Source organism: Pseudoalteromonas sp. L1, assembly GCF_021728095.1.
GTDB lineage: Bacteria > Pseudomonadota > Gammaproteobacteria > Enterobacterales > Alteromonadaceae > Pseudoalteromonas.
The window spans coordinates 470,197-485,132 of sequence record NZ_JAKKCT010000002.1 but is presented as its reverse complement, the minus strand read 5'-3'; the positions used below and the strand labels follow the sequence as shown (position 1 = coordinate 485,132).

Below are 14,936 nucleotides of genomic sequence, written 5' to 3'. Positions count from 1 at the left end.
AATGTTAATTAAGGTACACAAATGTATCTATGTGCTATAAATACTTTAATAAAAAAAATGACCAAGGCCTTTTATGCGTCACCCATTTATATGTCAAAAAACGCAAACTATTTTACTTATCATTGATGAACAAGCAGGGCTTTCTCCTGTTATTAGCGAGTTTGCAGAGGTTGTTAATAATACCGAAAAGCTTTTAAAAGGGGCATCTCTTTTTGATATTCCAGTGGTTTTTACGGAGCAAAACCCTGAAAAACTGGGCGCAACAGACCCATCGCTTGCCCACTTTATGGCAACAAGCTGTAACATAGAAAAAATACATTTTAGTGCCTGTTTAGAACCAAACTTCATAGAGTCGCTATCGCGCTTTAATCGTCCCCAAATTGTTGTTGCCGGAACTGAAGCGCATGTGTGTGTTTTACAAACGTGTTTAGATTTATTAGCTGCCGGTTTTAAATTGTTCATTGTGGATGACGCTATCGGATCGCGTAACTCACACCATAAAAACATAGCATCAAAGCAACTTACACAGGCTGGAGCTATAATAACATGTACCGAAAGTGTTTTATTTCAATGGTTAGAAAAAGCAGGAACTGAACAATTTAGAGCATTATTGCCATTAATAAAGTGAACCATGATACGCATCAAACCGTATAGGCTCGGTTAATTGTATTTTTGTAAATTATTTAATAATTAAGGCTTTAACTATGACGAGTGTGCGCCGTCTTTTTACGTATTTGTTTCTTCTTTTATTTGTAGAGTCTTTGGTCTTAGGGTTTATCTACTCAACCTTGTTAACCGGTGTGGTCACAGGCTTACTTTTGCTGTCTTTGCCGCTTTGGATGCTGTACCGCTACCCAGGTAGCAAATTGACCGCTCATGTGGTTGCTGCCGGCTGCATGATGTTTTCGTTTTTACACATCCAACAAAGCTATGGACTTATTGAAGTTCACTTTGAAATTTTTATATTGATGGCTGTGCTAATCATGTTTGTTGAGTGGCGAGTGTTTATTACCGCACTTGCATTTGTAGCCGTTCATCATTTGAGCTTTTATTTTTTACAAATCAATGAAATGGGTTTATATGTTTTTGACCCTGACCGATTATATTTTAGTACCGTACTTATCCATGCAGTGTATGCCATCGTGGAAGCTATTGTTGCGGGCTACATCGCTAAAACATTACACCGTGAACGCAGTGCAGGGCTCTCGTTAAGTAATACTACAGAGCAAATTATGGCGAATGAAAACAGCATTAATATTAGTCTAAGAGCCGATGAGAGTCACAGTGAAGCTGTGGCGGGTTTTAATCGTCTTCTTGGTTTTGTTTCAAGTGTAATTGGTGATGTACAAAGTCAAAGTAGCGTTTTAAAAAATCAGTCTAAACAATTACTTGAAGTACATGATGAACTGCACCAACAAGCACTGCACCGAGAGCAGTTATCGGCCGATATTGCACAATCAGGGGAGCGCGTTGCTGAAGGCTTTGCCCATGTTGAGCAACAAAGTAATGAACTACAAACCCAGTTTGAAAAGCTTCATTTAAGTGCGAGCGAGGCATTAAATGAGGTGGCGAATACAGACAATAAAACTGCTGAACTTGCTAAAAATCTTCAAGAGGCAGACCAGAACATCACACAATTAGTAAGTGCATGTAGTCATATTTCAGACTTACTGAATGAGATTTCATCGATTGCTGAGCAAACCAATCTCCTTGCTTTAAACGCAGCTATTGAAGCGGCTCGTGCCGGTGAGCAGGGGCGTGGTTTTGCTGTGGTCGCAGATGAAGTTAGAAACCTTGCAACGCGTAGCAAACACACCACAGATAAAATAACGACAACCCTTGAAAGTTTGATGCAAAATAGTGCTTCATCGACTCAATCAATGCAAGGGAGTGTCACTTTGATTGAGCAACTATCGGCAATTAGCACGCAAATGAAGCAACAAATTACAGAAATGACGGAGCAAGTAAACAGTGCCGCTACGAGCTCACAATCGGTTGCGCATGTAGTGCAAAACCAAGCGGGTAACACCCGTGCAATTGCCGAAAACTCACAAGCCTTAATTGCTAATCAAGAGAATGATAACCATATGATTGAAAAGCTAACCGATCGTGTGCAGTTAATTGATGTCAGTATTGATGTGCTGGAGCAAGGTATTGCTAAATTCAAATAGCATAAGATTAACAGTGGCAACCCTTTTATGGGTTATCATTGTGGTTGCTACTTTAGTCTTTGCTTACACCCTGCAAACAGACACATTTGACCCTGATAACACGCTGTCGCAACCAAACTGGTTGTCATTGTTTCAAAATACCGTTGGGCTTAATGCAGTCGAAGGCGATACTTTGTATATTGTGGATGAAAACACCTGTGTCTGTTCCGCGCGCTCACAGGCGCACATTCAGAGCTTAACAGACTATGCTATCGAGCAGGGGGTAAAAGTCGTAAAACTAGCCCCGAGTACGGCTTTGTCTTTACTTATACCCGCGCAACCCGCTGCTGTGCTTATTTCAGATAATCAAGAGCTGGCATATGCAGGCCCATTATCAAAAGGCTTAGCGTGCTCGAGTCAGAACGGTTTTGTTGAGTTGGTAATTAAAAATTTACGTGCTGGCTTTAATAGTCAGTTCGTTAATTCTAATGCCGAAGGGTGTTATTGTAAGATAGGTTGAATTCACCTTTTACGAAAAGAGGCCAAAGTTACATTGGCCTCAAAACAACTAGGATTAACAGGGTTAGGAATTGATTATTGGATCTGACCTCTAATTTCCCCATTCGGGTTAGCAGGCGTATGTACGTTTACATAATGACCGCCAGAAGCGAGTACTAAGAATATATCGGCATCAATCATCAAGCCGGTGCTGCTCATCCAGCGATTCATATCATCGCTATCTTGCACAAGGCCAACTAATACAGGGCCATTTTCACCGGCTACACCAGTATGAATATGCGCTGCGCTGGCGTCACTCACGCCAGAGGTGAGTATTTGTAATTCAACACTGTAATCATGGGTGTTCACTAATGCATAGCCATCACCAGATGCGTCTGTCACAACACTTGGTACTTCTTGGGCGCCGCTTAGTGGGAAGGTCACAAATACATAGTTATCAGTTAAAATTTGCCCACGTAACTCACCGCTAGGATTCGCCGGTGTGTGCACGTTAACGTAATGGCCACCTGATGCGAGTATTGCAAACGTTTCTGCATCGATCATGGTGTTTTCAGGTGTTTGCCATAGGTTCATGTTATCGCTTGACTGCTCTAATGCTGCAAGTACATCACCGTTCATACCAATGCGGCCAGTGTGGATATGCGCTGCAGTTGCATCACTTACACCCTCTGTTAATGCTCTTAACTCTATGTGGTAATTATCCATATTGACTAGTGCGTAACCGCTGCCTGACGCCATGGTATCGACTGCGGGTACTTCTTGCATACCAGTTAATGGAAAAGTCACTAATTGATAATTATCCGTCAGAATTTGACCTCTAATTTCACCACTTGTGTTGGCAGGTGTATGGACATTTACATAGTGACCACCTGAAGCGAGCACTGCAAAAATATCTGCGTTTATCATCGTATTGGCAGGTGTTACCCAAGTGCCGGCATCAGTTGTTGACTGCTCAAGTGCCACAAGTACATCACCATTTGTACCAATTCGACCTGTGTGAATATGAGCGCCTGTTGCGTCATCTACACCTGTTGTATTTACACGAAGTTCGAGGTCGTAATTATTCATATTAATGAGAGCATACGCTTCACCACTGGCATTGGTGGTCACAGCTGGTACTTCTTGCTCGCCATTGAGTGTAAAGCTTGTGAATGCGAAATTGTTGGTAAGTATTTGACCTCGTAGTTCTCCGCCAGCATTATCAGGTGTATGAACATTTACATAATGACCTCCGGATGCAAGTACAGCAAAAATATCAGCATCTATCATGGTATTTGCAGGAGTCATCCAAACATTACTGTCATCCATTGATTGTTCAAGAGCGACGAGTACATCACCATTAGTGCCAATTCGACCTGTGTGGATATGTGCTGCCGTTGCATCGTCTAAGTTTGAAGTAACAACCGTGAGTTCTACGCTGTAGTCAGTTGTATCTACTAATGCATAACCATCACCACTGGCCATGGTGGTCACCATAGGCACTTCTTGCTCACCACTAAGATCAAATGTTGCCACTGCGTAATTATCAGTCAGGATTTGTCCGCGAATTTCGCCATTTGCAAATTCAGGCGTATGAATATTCACATAATGTCCACCATCTAAGAGCACCGCAAGGGTATCACTGTCAATGGTGGTGCCCTCAGGCACAACCCAATCAGTCATAATTTCATCGTCTTGCTCTAAAACCACAAACACATCACCGTTTGAACCTAATTTGCCTGTGTGGATGTGCGCTGCTGTTGCATCATCTACACCCATAGTGACTGCGCGAAGTTTAAGTTCTGTACTGGCACTGTCGTAAGATGCGTAACCGTAACCCATCGCATCGGTGTCGTTCATGGGGACTTGCTGTTCACCATTTAAGGTGAAAGTGATGATGCTAGTTGTATCTGGCACTATCTGTGCGCGTAACTCGCCGTCTGCAAATGCTTCAGTATGGAGGTTGATATACCAATCACCCTCCATCAGATCTTCGATAAGGGATTCATTAAGATCGGTAATAGCCACTTCATACATACCTTCACTTGTGGCTTCAAATGCAAATGCAACGTCGCCATTCTCACCCAAATCACCATCATGAATGTGCGCAGCACTAAACCCTTCTACTGAACTTGCATCTAGCGTTGCACGAAATTGCATTAAATTTTCATCAAGCTCTACGGTTGCTGTGGCGGTTTGCATTGAGTTATTCATTGGTGCTTCTTGCTTACCGCTCAAAGTGACAGAGTAGGTCTTACTTGGGCTGAATTCTTGTACTGGGGGAGGGGTAATCACTTCATTATCGTCGTCATCATCGCTACACGCAGTGATGAAAAGTAAGCTGCTTACCAAGAGTATGTATTTCATCGTTCTTCCTTATATCTTTGTATGTTCGGACGGTACGACGTGTCCATTTCAATAAGGCTTACGACAGGTGTTTAAAAAGCGATCATAAAAAGTTATTAAAAAGTTAAATTTTGATTAGGTGTGGATTGAAATACATCAGATGGATATAAAATAATAGTGTTTTAGTCAAATTTTGTATAACTTTTATGCTAAAAGCTCTAAAAACTTTCAAGTTAATGATTTTATGGAGTTATAAAACCATTGAGCTAACCTGTTCAGATCTGAAAAATAAAAATATTATTAAATGTCTATAGATTAGATAAATGGTAATCTAGATTCGTGCCCACTGAGTTTGAAATTAAAGAGAAACTTTTAGGCTTATTGTGAAGAAAACGACACCTTTTATTACTTCAAATAGCTTACCTAAGATATCAAAGTTTCTTATCTCCATAACTTACATAGATATTTAGGTATTGTGATTGGTGTTATTTTTTCACCAGAAAAAGTAAGAAGATTATAGCACCTTCTTAATAATTGCTTATTTTAAATACTTATTTTTAAGTAAGCAGTTGAAATTGTCTATTTAAGTCAGTAACATTTGGTTATTAAAGGAGCTATGTACAAGGAAAGTTGATGAAATCACCTTATGTAACAGAACAGTATAAATCTGACCCTATTGGTTTTTTAATTAGTATTTTAGATGCTAAAAAAAATTGAAAAAAAGATCAGAAATGAAGATGGAATACTGCCTATTTTAACTGGATTAGTTGCTTATAGGCAATTGAGTCGTCACAAACAAACACAAGTGAACGGGGCTATTCTAGCTATCAAAAGTGGGCCAGTAAAAGACTATTTATACGGGCTCGTCTCACAGCTTGCATTTAATCCTCAATGGTTTAGTTGGAGCTTAAGTGACAAAGAATTGCGTTCTTTTTTTGAAACTAACAAAAGCTTAGCTACTGCGACCGCTGTGTTAGGGGTTGCATCAGTAGGGAAAAGTGTTCCTGAAGTTCTTGAATCACTCTTAAACATAAAAGAAGCCGGAGTGAAAGTTGCAGCTAAAGAAGCAATAGTAAAAGCTACCAAAAGCGAGGTTATTAAAACTGCCGCTTCACAATTTACTAAAAACCCCAAAATTCTTGCCGGTAGCAACTACGCCGCAGCTTATGTAATGGTGCTTTCTACTTTTCTTTATTATTGTTCAAGTACAAACCAAGCTGCTGCTAAGAAAGAACTAGTTTTAAGAGGCTTAATTAAGCTGGAAGATATTTAAAATGATTTTAAAAGGCTTCCTTGTAATTTTTTGTCTGGTATGTATAAACCTTTTTGCTCGTTACAGCTTAACTTTATACAAAACTAAAGGTTTTTCGCCAAAAGATTTATTGAAGATATCTTTTACTTTTTCAGTTTTACTAACTACACAAACTTTAGCTATGTTAGCTATTGGTACTGAGTTTTCTTCTTTAATTCACTCGGCAGGCTTATTTATAATTTATTGGAGCAATATCTATGGTTTGCTCAAAGTATGTGGGAGAGCTCATGAAAAAAATTAAATTTATTTTTTTTATGAGTATTATTTTTGTTTGTAATTACGCGATAGGTAATGATTTACACTTTCAGTTAGGCAAAGCGACTCCTTATCTTAGTGTTTGTTCTCTTAAAAACGACTTACATCAAACTAACACAATTGTTGACTTTACTAATGACGTATTGAGCAAAGCTTTTAATTCTTTCAATGAGACTCAAAAGAATGTCGCTGCTTTGGGTTCAAGCGAGTTTTTTGACCAACTAAGTTATCAAGCACAGCTTGGTGTCATTAAAGAAGAAGAAGTTTATTCCTTATCAAAATGTGAACGCTATGCAGCCAATGTTTTAAAAGAGATATGCTTGGATAACGCCAGTGAATTTACATTCTCTAAATTAACATGTAAAAAAGCAAAAAAATATATTTCTAGTTCTCTAGAATAATATTACTTCTCATACGGCTAAGCACAAGTCACCTATAATCTCAGTTTCTGCTCGGACAGCAAAATTGTTGTTAGCCTCATATCAAGTAACAAGAGCGAGCAATTTAAGAAATAGAATAAAATACAACACTCAAAATTGTAACTTTAATAGCCAATAATTAAAAAGACTATATAGCTCTAGAGTAACGCCTGTACGGTAAATAGAGAAAAGCCTTAGTCCAAATAAGGCAGCAAACCATCCACACCCGAAACAACAAGAAACTGATGTTGCTTCTGACTCAGAAACGCAAGCGAAATCAAAAACACAGCAAGAGTTAGTAGTTAAAATAAAGGAGCTACAAAATAAGATTGATAGTTTAACAAGTAACGAAGACCTAGCTCCAGAACAACGAGAAAGTCAGTTACTAGAATTAAATAAACAGCTTGATGAAGAAATTAATGCAGTTCAGCTTACAGTAAAAAGGAATGTTTCTACGATGATTAACTCTTTATTCGCACCTACGTCCAGTACTCACTCTGGCATGCTGTTTAATAATAAAGCATAAGTTTTAAAGTTAAGTGGTGGTCTCTTCAGATATGTTTTGTAAGAAAGCATTGTTTCAGCATCCAGCTACAAAATTTTATCGCTGTAACCGTAGGCAGAGTACTGGTAATTTGCAGTTGCTTAGCCAATTGCATATTTATACGTTCGCTAAATAACATATTTTATAAGTGAATGTATGAGAATACACATAAAAACAAATAGGAAGAACCATTTAGTGTGAATCGTTATAGGTGACCCGCGCTTGGCTGTTCTTATCATGGTTACTGGGTAATTATATTCAACAAGTGTTTTGAATAGTTCAGGATGCTCTATACTCCAGTCATTTAAAGGAATCGAGTTACCATAACGCGTTTTAAAAATAACAGAAAATAGGTAGGCGCGTCTTGGCTCTGGGTCGTTAATATCGTAGCCGCTTTTGGAGCGTGTGAAATTCCATACGGCTTCAACATTAAGTAAATCCTCTCTTTCAAGTATCCGTGCTTTTCTGTCATCAAATAAAAGAGCTGGTAAGTAAATTTGTTCTTGGTTAATTTTAATTTCGCATAGTGGGGACTCTTGAATAAAGTAACGTTTATTGGCGATAAACATCTGAATTAAAAAGTAACTAAGATAGGTAATGATTGCAGCGCCAATAGCGACTGCACCGGATTGTGTTTGCCAAACGAGTAGACATGCAATAATCAATATAGCGGCAGTGATTATTTTTGCTTGTAATCTTTGTGCTTTAGGTAAGGGCACAGCACATCTTAAAATAGGTATCTCAGGCTGCACTTTTGTTTTTATTAAAGTCTGAAAAAAGATGGATTTAAAATTGTCGCGTGTTAATTCAATAGTAGGCGCTTCCATGTGTCCTCATTTAAAAATCAAGCATTTGAGATAAAATAGCAAAAACAGAGTTTTAATATCAACTAACGTGTTAACTATCGTTTGTTATTTATAAAGAGTTTATTATCTTAACACTGAACCCTTGAAAGTGAGTATGCCTTGTCACTCAAAGTTGTTCACTCAAGCTCAGCTATTCGTTAAATCCTTTACAAAACCTGATAACCTCTTTTCTCATAAGCTAAAACATATCTAAACGTTGAAAGTTTTTTGTGTACTCGTCATCAACTAACCACTCAAAATATAAGAAGAAATTTTCAGCTGTATGCCATTTAGGAAGTGCCAGTATGAAAGTTATACAAATTTTGACTAAAACACTATTGCGAACTATTACCGTTTAGATTAATATGCTGACCATCAAGAGAAATGAGAGTGGTTTGCATTCATGTATATCTGTTTATGTCATGGTGTGACTGATAAAAAAATCGAACAAACAATTGATGATGGTGCAATGACGATGCGCGATCTGTCAAAAGAGCTACAAGTTGGTAGCCAATGTGGTAAATGTTGCGGTTGTTGTAAAAAGATTCTTAACCGTAAACTCATTGAAATTGCAGACATCACAGAGCAAGTAGCATAATTATTTGCTCTTAAACGTGTTTATTTAACTATTTTTCTTACCTTTCCTCCTTATCTTTATCACTTCCGTACGCGTTTTATTTGCTTTTAACCCCCTCATTTATTAGGGTTATATCAAAGCAATGTGTGTATCACACAGTCACTGGTAGGAAGCCATGATAATTGACTCTCCCAAATATCTTTTTTGTGCAATTTTTTTTATGATAGTGGCAGGTTGTGCGCAATTACCTTCTAGGGAGTCTATCCAACCAAGTTATGCTATTGCAGCTGATACACCCAGTACAATAGGAGATGCAGTGGGGAATGTTCATCCTGGTTTATCAGGATTTTATCCTTTAGTAGATGGAGTCGATGCCTTTGTTGCAAGGTTGGCGCTCATTGATTCTGCAGAGCACACCATTGATGTGCAGTATTATTTATATCACAGGCAGCAAACAACAATTTTATTCACTGCTTTTTTACTCAAAACGGCTGATCGCGGAGTGAGAGTAAGATTATTACTTGATGACCTATCTCAAGCCGATAGTGAAATTGATTTAGCAGCGTTGGCTGTCCATCCCAATATTGAAGTGAGATTATTTAACCCGTTTCCTAATCGCCGCTTTAGAGCATTAGGTTTTGTGAGTAATTACAGCCTGCTTTCAAGACGAATGCATAACAAAAGCTTTATTGTTGATAATAAAGTTTTTATCACTGGCGGCAGAAATATTGGTAATGCATATTTTTCCGCGGAAGATCACTCAGAGTTTATTGATTTAGATGTAATGAGCGCAGGTGACATTGTACCCAAAGCATCAAAAGCGTTTGATTTATATTGGAATCATCAATTATCGTACCCCGTTGAAGATTTGCATGGCAGTCGTGATGAACAATCTCTCGTTGATATCACAGAAAGCTTACGAACCTATGTTTTGCAAAACCAAGACAGCAACTATGTAGAGCAACTTCGTGAAAGTGAGTTTGTGAAGCGTTTACAAAACGATGAGATCCAGTTTGATTGGCAAGAGTCGACTTTATTCTTCGACCATCCTGATAAGCTGCTCAATGATGTGAGTGAAAAATCAGCTAATATGTCGCCATCTTTATTCAAAGAGATGGGTCAACCAGAGCATAAAGCAATTATAGTCTCACCATATTTTATCCCTAAAGAACAGGGCGTTGAGTTGCTTACCAGTTGGGTAAAAAAAGGGGTTGATGTTACCGTACTGACTAACTCATTAGCAGCGACTGATGTTTCTGCTGTGCATGCGGGTTACAAGAAGTATCGTGCAGATTTAATTCGTGGTGGCGTTAAACTTTGGGAATTAAAACCTAGCGACTTAGTTGCTATTAAACGCAAAGCAGGGCGCAAGGTGACAGGCTCATCACAGGCAAGCCTTCATGCAAAAACGATGACGGTCGATGATAAGAAAATTTTCGTTGGTACCATGAATCTCGATCCGCGCTCTTTTGACCTAAATACTGAAATGGGCGTATTAATTAATAGTGAAAAACTCAGTCATTTTTTAGCGCATTGGGTTGATAAAAAAATGCCAGACTACGCTTGGAAAGTAGAATTGAAGAATCCAAATGATGACCAGCTAATTTGGCTTGATACAGTAAACAACAAGCAGTTTGAAAAAGAGCCACAAACTTCATCATGGCGGCGTTTTCAAGTTTGGTTTATATCGCTGTTCCCGATTGAGGATGAACTCTAGTTATAACTGCAAATTTAATCTTCGGCCCAACTTTTTTAGTTGGGCTTTTTTGTATTCGTACTTTAGTTGTTAATATTTTCGGGATAAAAAATGCCAATTGAGCGTACACGTGTAAGTTTAATATATTCAAGTGCTTAGCACCATTAAGAAAATTAAATATAAAAAAATGTTAAAAAAAACTGGTTGGACCAATTGATCTATTGTTCAATTTATGACGTAATGTAGGTATTACTATCTGGTCGGATGAGTTTATTATGAGCTTACGTACAAAATTAAAAAAAGTATTACCTAGTATTTCAATTACAGAACAAGAAGCGTTAGATGCAGGTGATGTTTGGTTAGAAGGTTCAATCTACCAAGGTAAACCTGATTTCGATGCACTTCGTGACGTGCCAGCAGCTAAGCTGAGCGCTGAAGAGCAAGCATTCTTAGATGGCCCAGTAAAAGAATTATTATCAATGATTGATGATTCTGAAATTCAAAATGGTGTTCATCTTCCTGATTACATTCTTGATTTCTTGAAAAAAGAGCGTTTTTTCTCGCTTATCATTCCTAAATCATTCGGCGGTTTAGAATTCAGCCCTTATGCAAACTCAACAATTGTTGCGACTATCGCGACTAAGAGTTCTGCGGTTGCGGTAACCGTGATGGTTCCTAACTCATTAGGCCCAGGTGAGCTATTACTTCACTTTGGTACTAAAGAGCAACAAGATCACTACTTACCGCGTCTTGCAAATGGTCGTGATATTCCATGTTTCGCATTAACTAGCCCAGAAGCGGGTTCTGATGCGGGTGGCATTCCAGATATTGGTGTTGTTAAACGTGGCCAGTTCAATGGCGAGGAAGTGTTAGGGTTAGAAATTACCTGGGACAAACGCTACATCACACTCGCGCCAATTGCGACAGTGTTAGGTTTAGCATTTAAAGTAGTTGACCCTGATGGTTTACTCGGTGGCAAAGAAAACTTGGGTATTACCTGTGCGCTTATTCCTAAGGATCACCCTGGTGTTGAACTTGGAAATCGTCATGACCCTATGGGTATTCGTTTTTATAACGGTACGACACGCGGTGAAAAAGTATTTGTACCAATGGACTTCATTATTGGTGGTCAAAAGAACATCGGTCGTGGCTGGCAGATGCTGGTTAGCTGTTTAGGTGCAGGCCGTGGTATCTCGTTACCAGCGCTGGGTGTTAGTTCATCACAAGTGGCATTTAAAGGTGCTTCTGAGTACGCAGCAGTGCGTGAGCAATTTGGTCTGGCGATTGGTCAATTCGAAGGTATCCAAGAGAAGCTTGCTGATATCGCAGGTAAAACGTATCTTCAAGAAGCAATGCGTGTATTAACAACAGAAGGTCTAGGCATGGGCTTAAAACCATCTGTAGTCACGGCGATTGCTAAATACCACATGACAGAAATTGGTCGTAACGTGCTTGATTCAGCAATGGATATTCAAGCAGGTAAAGCGATTCAAAATGGTCCACAAAACACATTGGCAAGTGGTTATGTTGCACAACCAATCGCAATCACGGTTGAAGGTGCAAACATTCTTACTCGTAACCTAATGATTTTTGGTCAAGGTGTAATGCGTTGTCACCCATATCTACAAACTATGGTTGAGTCTATCCACAGCGAAGACAAAAATGCAGATAAAGAATTCAACAGCATTTTACGTAAAACAGTAGGCTACAGCGTAGCTAACAGCTTACGTGCTTTCCGTTTAGGTGTATTACCATTTACTGCGGGTGCAAAATCGTCATTACCAGAAGTACGTGAATACGAAAAAGCAGCACATAAACTATCTGCAAAACTTGCAGTTTACGCTGACTTCTCGTTATTGGTACTGGGCGGCAAGCTTAAACAAGCAGAAATGTTATCTGCACGTTTAGGTGACGTAATGAGTTTCTTATACGCAGCGATGGCGTCGATTAAATACTACGAGCAAAAAGTAGCAAGCAGTGAACGTGAGCAAGCTGCGCCTTACTTCCATTATGCGACTCGCTTTGCACTACAAAGCGCTGAAGAAGCATTGCATAAGTTCTTAGATAACTTCCCTGCAAGTGGTACTCGTAAGTTTATGCGTTTCATTACAATGAACTACTCAATGAAAATGCCTAAAATCAGTGATGACTTAATTCGTGAACTTGCGACTCAAGCGCAAATGGATACCGCGTTTAAAGCGCAAATCACTCATTTGGTTAAACCAATTGAAGGTGATGGTCATTACATCAATGAGCAAGCGTACAAAGCGAAAATGGCGTGCCTTGATTTACTTGCAAAAGTTAAAAAAGCACTGCGTGCTAAAACGATCAAGCCGGGCGTTCGTTTTGCAGAAACACTTGATAATGCACTTGTTGCAAGTGTTATTAACGAAGAAGAGTATGCAAAACTGATTGACTACAACAAGAAACGTGAAAAAGCGATTCGTGTTGATGAGTTCGACTTTGATATGAACTTACTGGATGACAATGCAAAGCCAGTTAACCCACTTAAAAGTGTGGTAAACGAGTAATTCAACAATGCAAGTCCTGAGCAGTATTAGGACTTTATCTTCGAAAACCCGTGTTTAGCACGGGTTTTTTATTATCTAAACTTCCTTTATAAATATACGCAATCTAGGTGAGTTACAAAGAGAATAGAAGCACTACAATCCTTACATAGAAAGCGCTTTAAAGTACGTGCATTATCACAGACTATACTGGTTGCGTGACCACTCAACGCAACTATGACCCATTTGGTAAACCACGTTTAGCCTGTGGTGGCTTAATGCCGGTTGGAAACTAAAAGTTAAACGACTTAGCAGATGCAAAAACACGACGTGGCTTTACTGATCACGAGCATTTGGATGATATTGAGCTTATTCATATGAACGGTCGGGTGTACGATTATAACCTTGGTCGGTTTATGTCAGTTGACCCTGTTATTCAAAGCCCAACGAATAGCCAAAGCATTAACCCTTATTCTTACATAATGAATAATCCATTGGCAGGGGTGGATCCAACAGGGTATTCTGCAGTCTGTGCTTCTAGCGGGCGTGCCCCATAGATACGGTTGTAACAACCGAGAGTGGCGGGAAAGTAGCAGTTATGATGACTGAGGCTGCTTTTAAAAAAGTTAAGTCTCTGATACAAAAGAATGGAAGTTTTTCAATAAATATTACAGCGGAGAATAAAGGAGCAATTAGTGATATTGGTAATCTCAAGGAAGGAACTCAAGGTTCAAATAGCGGCAATAGCATAGGCCAAATGAGTGCCTCTTCTAAAGACCAACCTCTCGATACTCGAATTCAATCACGACCTACAGAAGGTAAAATTGGAAAGTATAGCCAAGATCCAAATGCAGGAGATAAAGAATTCCAGAAAATTTTGCTTAGGTCTCGTGGAGATATTGCAGCTGAAATAGAAATGGCGGCAGCAAATAACGATTGGGAGCGTAAAGGTAGAGATATTGGAAGTGTAATTTATGAGCAAGATGGCAAATATTTCTCATCCAAACCGAGTGTTGATGTCCCGAGAGGTCAAGTAATTGGGAGTGATCACCTTAACTTGGTAGATGTTGCCCCTAGACCAATTAAAAATGCTAAGGCTATTGTAATTTATAATCCACATAAAGTTCGTTCTGTACAAGCTAAGTACAACCAATATATGAATCTATCTAAGCGTCTCAATGCGCCTGTTTATGTAACTTCAATGTATTCTAGAACTGAAGTTTTATACATTCAAATATCAACTCAAGGGAAGCAATAAATGAATAAATTTTTAGTATTTTCAATCGTTGTTTTTGTTTTAATAAGTTGTCAGAGTCAAGGAGCAATTTCTGTTAATGAGTTACTCAATAAGCGTGATAAGTATAATGATAATCAAGTAACGGTGGAGGGCTTTTTCGGTTTTGACACTATTTATAGTAATAGAAATGACTATGATAATTTTGGAGATCACTTCCTTTTTGTTTTAATAAAGGGCGAAGGTAATGAGCAATTTTTTACAGAATGTACTGAGCAGGAAGCAATATTGACAGGGACTTTCAGAAAAGGGAAATCAGATGGAGGTACTAGAAACTATTTACTCCATATTATTGAATTCAGGCCAGTAGATTCACCAAAAATTAATTGTTTGAAGCTTTTGGAATATTAAAAGTTATTAAGTGCACAACCAATCCCAGTAGAACTGTGCACCAACTAGCAGCAGGCCGTGCAATCTGTGTCAGTGCTACTATCTAGTGGCGCTGGCTCAAATAGCTAGCTCTGCTGTTTTAAAGTGACATGGCTTACTGAGA

Annotated in this window: 12 protein-coding genes and 1 pseudogene; 11 read left to right on the top strand and 2 right to left on the bottom strand. The window is 38.9% G+C overall.

The genetic code is table 11. From position 1 onward, the window contains the following. The first annotated feature begins 73 nt into the window (after window positions 1–73). The 3 genes from L3V38_RS08365 to L3V38_RS08355 all read left to right on the top strand — a co-directional run bounded on the left by L3V38_RS08365 (window position 74) and on the right by L3V38_RS08355 (window position 2,670). Complete coding sequence (locus L3V38_RS08365) at window positions 74–628, top strand: isochorismatase family protein (protein WP_237119065.1); 555 nt, start codon at window positions 74–76, stop codon at window positions 626–628. 76 nt (window positions 629–704) lie between these two features. After that, a complete protein-coding gene (locus L3V38_RS08360; RefSeq protein WP_237119064.1) occupies window positions 705–2,171 on the top strand; it encodes a methyl-accepting chemotaxis protein in 1,467 nt (488 codons plus the stop codon). A gap of 13 nt (window positions 2,172–2,184) precedes the next feature. Then, complete coding sequence (locus L3V38_RS08355; RefSeq protein ID WP_237119063.1) at window positions 2,185–2,670, top strand: DUF6436 domain-containing protein; 486 nt, start codon at window positions 2,185–2,187, stop codon at window positions 2,668–2,670. Between the two features lie 74 nt (window positions 2,671–2,744). Here L3V38_RS08355 and L3V38_RS08350 read toward each other — a convergent pair whose 3' ends face one another. Beyond that, window positions 2,745–5,015 (bottom strand): CHRD domain-containing protein, encoded by a 2,271-nt coding sequence (locus tag L3V38_RS08350; RefSeq protein ID WP_237119062.1) that lies wholly within the window; start codon window positions 5,013–5,015, stop codon window positions 2,745–2,747. 679 nt (window positions 5,016–5,694) lie between these two features. Here L3V38_RS08350 and L3V38_RS08345 point away from each other — a divergent pair. Then, complete coding sequence (locus L3V38_RS08345; RefSeq protein ID WP_237119061.1) at window positions 5,695–6,267, top strand: hypothetical protein; 573 nt, start codon at window positions 5,695–5,697, stop codon at window positions 6,265–6,267. A gap of 266 nt (window positions 6,268–6,533) precedes the next feature. Continuing rightward, window positions 6,534–6,962 carry a hypothetical protein gene (locus tag L3V38_RS08340; protein WP_237119060.1) on the top strand — a complete coding sequence of 143 codons (429 nt, stop codon included), beginning with the start codon at window positions 6,534–6,536 and terminating at the stop codon, window positions 6,960–6,962. 690 nt (window positions 6,963–7,652) lie between these two features. Here L3V38_RS08340 and L3V38_RS08335 read toward each other — a convergent pair. After that, window positions 7,653–8,351, bottom strand: a complete 699-nt coding sequence (locus L3V38_RS08335) for a hypothetical protein (RefSeq protein WP_237119059.1) — start codon at window positions 8,349–8,351, stop codon at window positions 7,653–7,655. 421 nt (window positions 8,352–8,772) lie between these two features. Here L3V38_RS08335 and L3V38_RS08330 point away from each other — a divergent pair, with 421 nt between their 5' ends. The 6 genes and pseudogenes from L3V38_RS08330 (at window position 8,773) to L3V38_RS08305 (ending at window position 14,794) form a co-directional block, all read left to right on the top strand. Then, window positions 8,773–8,967 carry a (2Fe-2S)-binding protein gene (locus tag L3V38_RS08330; protein ID WP_054554573.1) on the top strand — a complete coding sequence of 65 codons (195 nt, stop codon included), beginning with the start codon at window positions 8,773–8,775 and terminating at the stop codon, window positions 8,965–8,967. Between the two features lie 199 nt (window positions 8,968–9,166). After that, complete coding sequence (locus L3V38_RS08325) at window positions 9,167–10,663, top strand: phospholipase D family protein (protein WP_237119058.1); 1,497 nt, start codon at window positions 9,167–9,169, stop codon at window positions 10,661–10,663. Between the two features lie 254 nt (window positions 10,664–10,917). Next, a complete protein-coding gene (locus L3V38_RS08320; protein WP_237119057.1) occupies window positions 10,918–13,173 on the top strand; it encodes an acyl-CoA dehydrogenase in 2,256 nt (751 codons plus the stop codon). A gap of 305 nt (window positions 13,174–13,478) precedes the next feature. Continuing rightward, window positions 13,479–13,706, top strand: a pseudogene (locus tag L3V38_RS20245) (RHS repeat-associated core domain-containing protein); the annotation flags it as partial. 41 nt (window positions 13,707–13,747) lie between these two features. Then, the gene (locus L3V38_RS08310) at window positions 13,748–14,407 is read left to right on the top strand and encodes a hypothetical protein (protein WP_237119056.1); all 660 of its coding nucleotides are present in this window, start codon (window positions 13,748–13,750) and stop codon (window positions 14,405–14,407) included. Further along, the gene (locus L3V38_RS08305; protein ID WP_237119055.1) at window positions 14,408–14,794 is read left to right on the top strand and encodes a hypothetical protein; all 387 of its coding nucleotides are present in this window, start codon (window positions 14,408–14,410) and stop codon (window positions 14,792–14,794) included. The last annotated feature ends 142 nt before the right edge of the window (window positions 14,795–14,936 follow it).

What these genes read in the sequence shown, in the direction of transcription:
- L3V38_RS08310 (WP_237119056.1), top strand. Translation starts at nt 13,748, where the DNA reads ATGATGACTGAGGCTGCTTTTAAAAAAGTTAAGTCTCTGATACAAAAG.
- L3V38_RS08325 (WP_237119058.1), top strand. Translation starts at nt 9,167, where the DNA reads ATGATAGTGGCAGGTTGTGCGCAATTACCTTCTAGGGAGTCTATCCAA.
- L3V38_RS08350 (WP_237119062.1), bottom strand. Translation starts at nt 5,015, where the DNA reads ATGAAATACATACTCTTGGTAAGCAGCTTACTTTTCATCACTGCGTGT.
- L3V38_RS08360 (WP_237119064.1), top strand. Translation starts at nt 705, where the DNA reads ATGACGAGTGTGCGCCGTCTTTTTACGTATTTGTTTCTTCTTTTATTT.
- L3V38_RS08320 (WP_237119057.1), top strand. Translation starts at nt 10,918, where the DNA reads ATGAGCTTACGTACAAAATTAAAAAAAGTATTACCTAGTATTTCAATT.
- L3V38_RS08305 (WP_237119055.1), top strand. Translation starts at nt 14,408, where the DNA reads ATGAATAAATTTTTAGTATTTTCAATCGTTGTTTTTGTTTTAATAAGT.
- L3V38_RS08335 (WP_237119059.1), bottom strand. Translation starts at nt 8,351, where the DNA reads ATGGAAGCGCCTACTATTGAATTAACACGCGACAATTTTAAATCCATC.
- L3V38_RS08340 (WP_237119060.1), top strand. Translation starts at nt 6,534, where the DNA reads ATGAAAAAAATTAAATTTATTTTTTTTATGAGTATTATTTTTGTTTGT.
- L3V38_RS08330 (WP_054554573.1), top strand. Translation starts at nt 8,773, where the DNA reads ATGTATATCTGTTTATGTCATGGTGTGACTGATAAAAAAATCGAACAA.
- L3V38_RS08345 (WP_237119061.1), top strand. Translation starts at nt 5,695, where the DNA reads ATGCTAAAAAAAATTGAAAAAAAGATCAGAAATGAAGATGGAATACTG.
- L3V38_RS08365 (WP_237119065.1), top strand. Translation starts at nt 74, where the DNA reads ATGCGTCACCCATTTATATGTCAAAAAACGCAAACTATTTTACTTATC.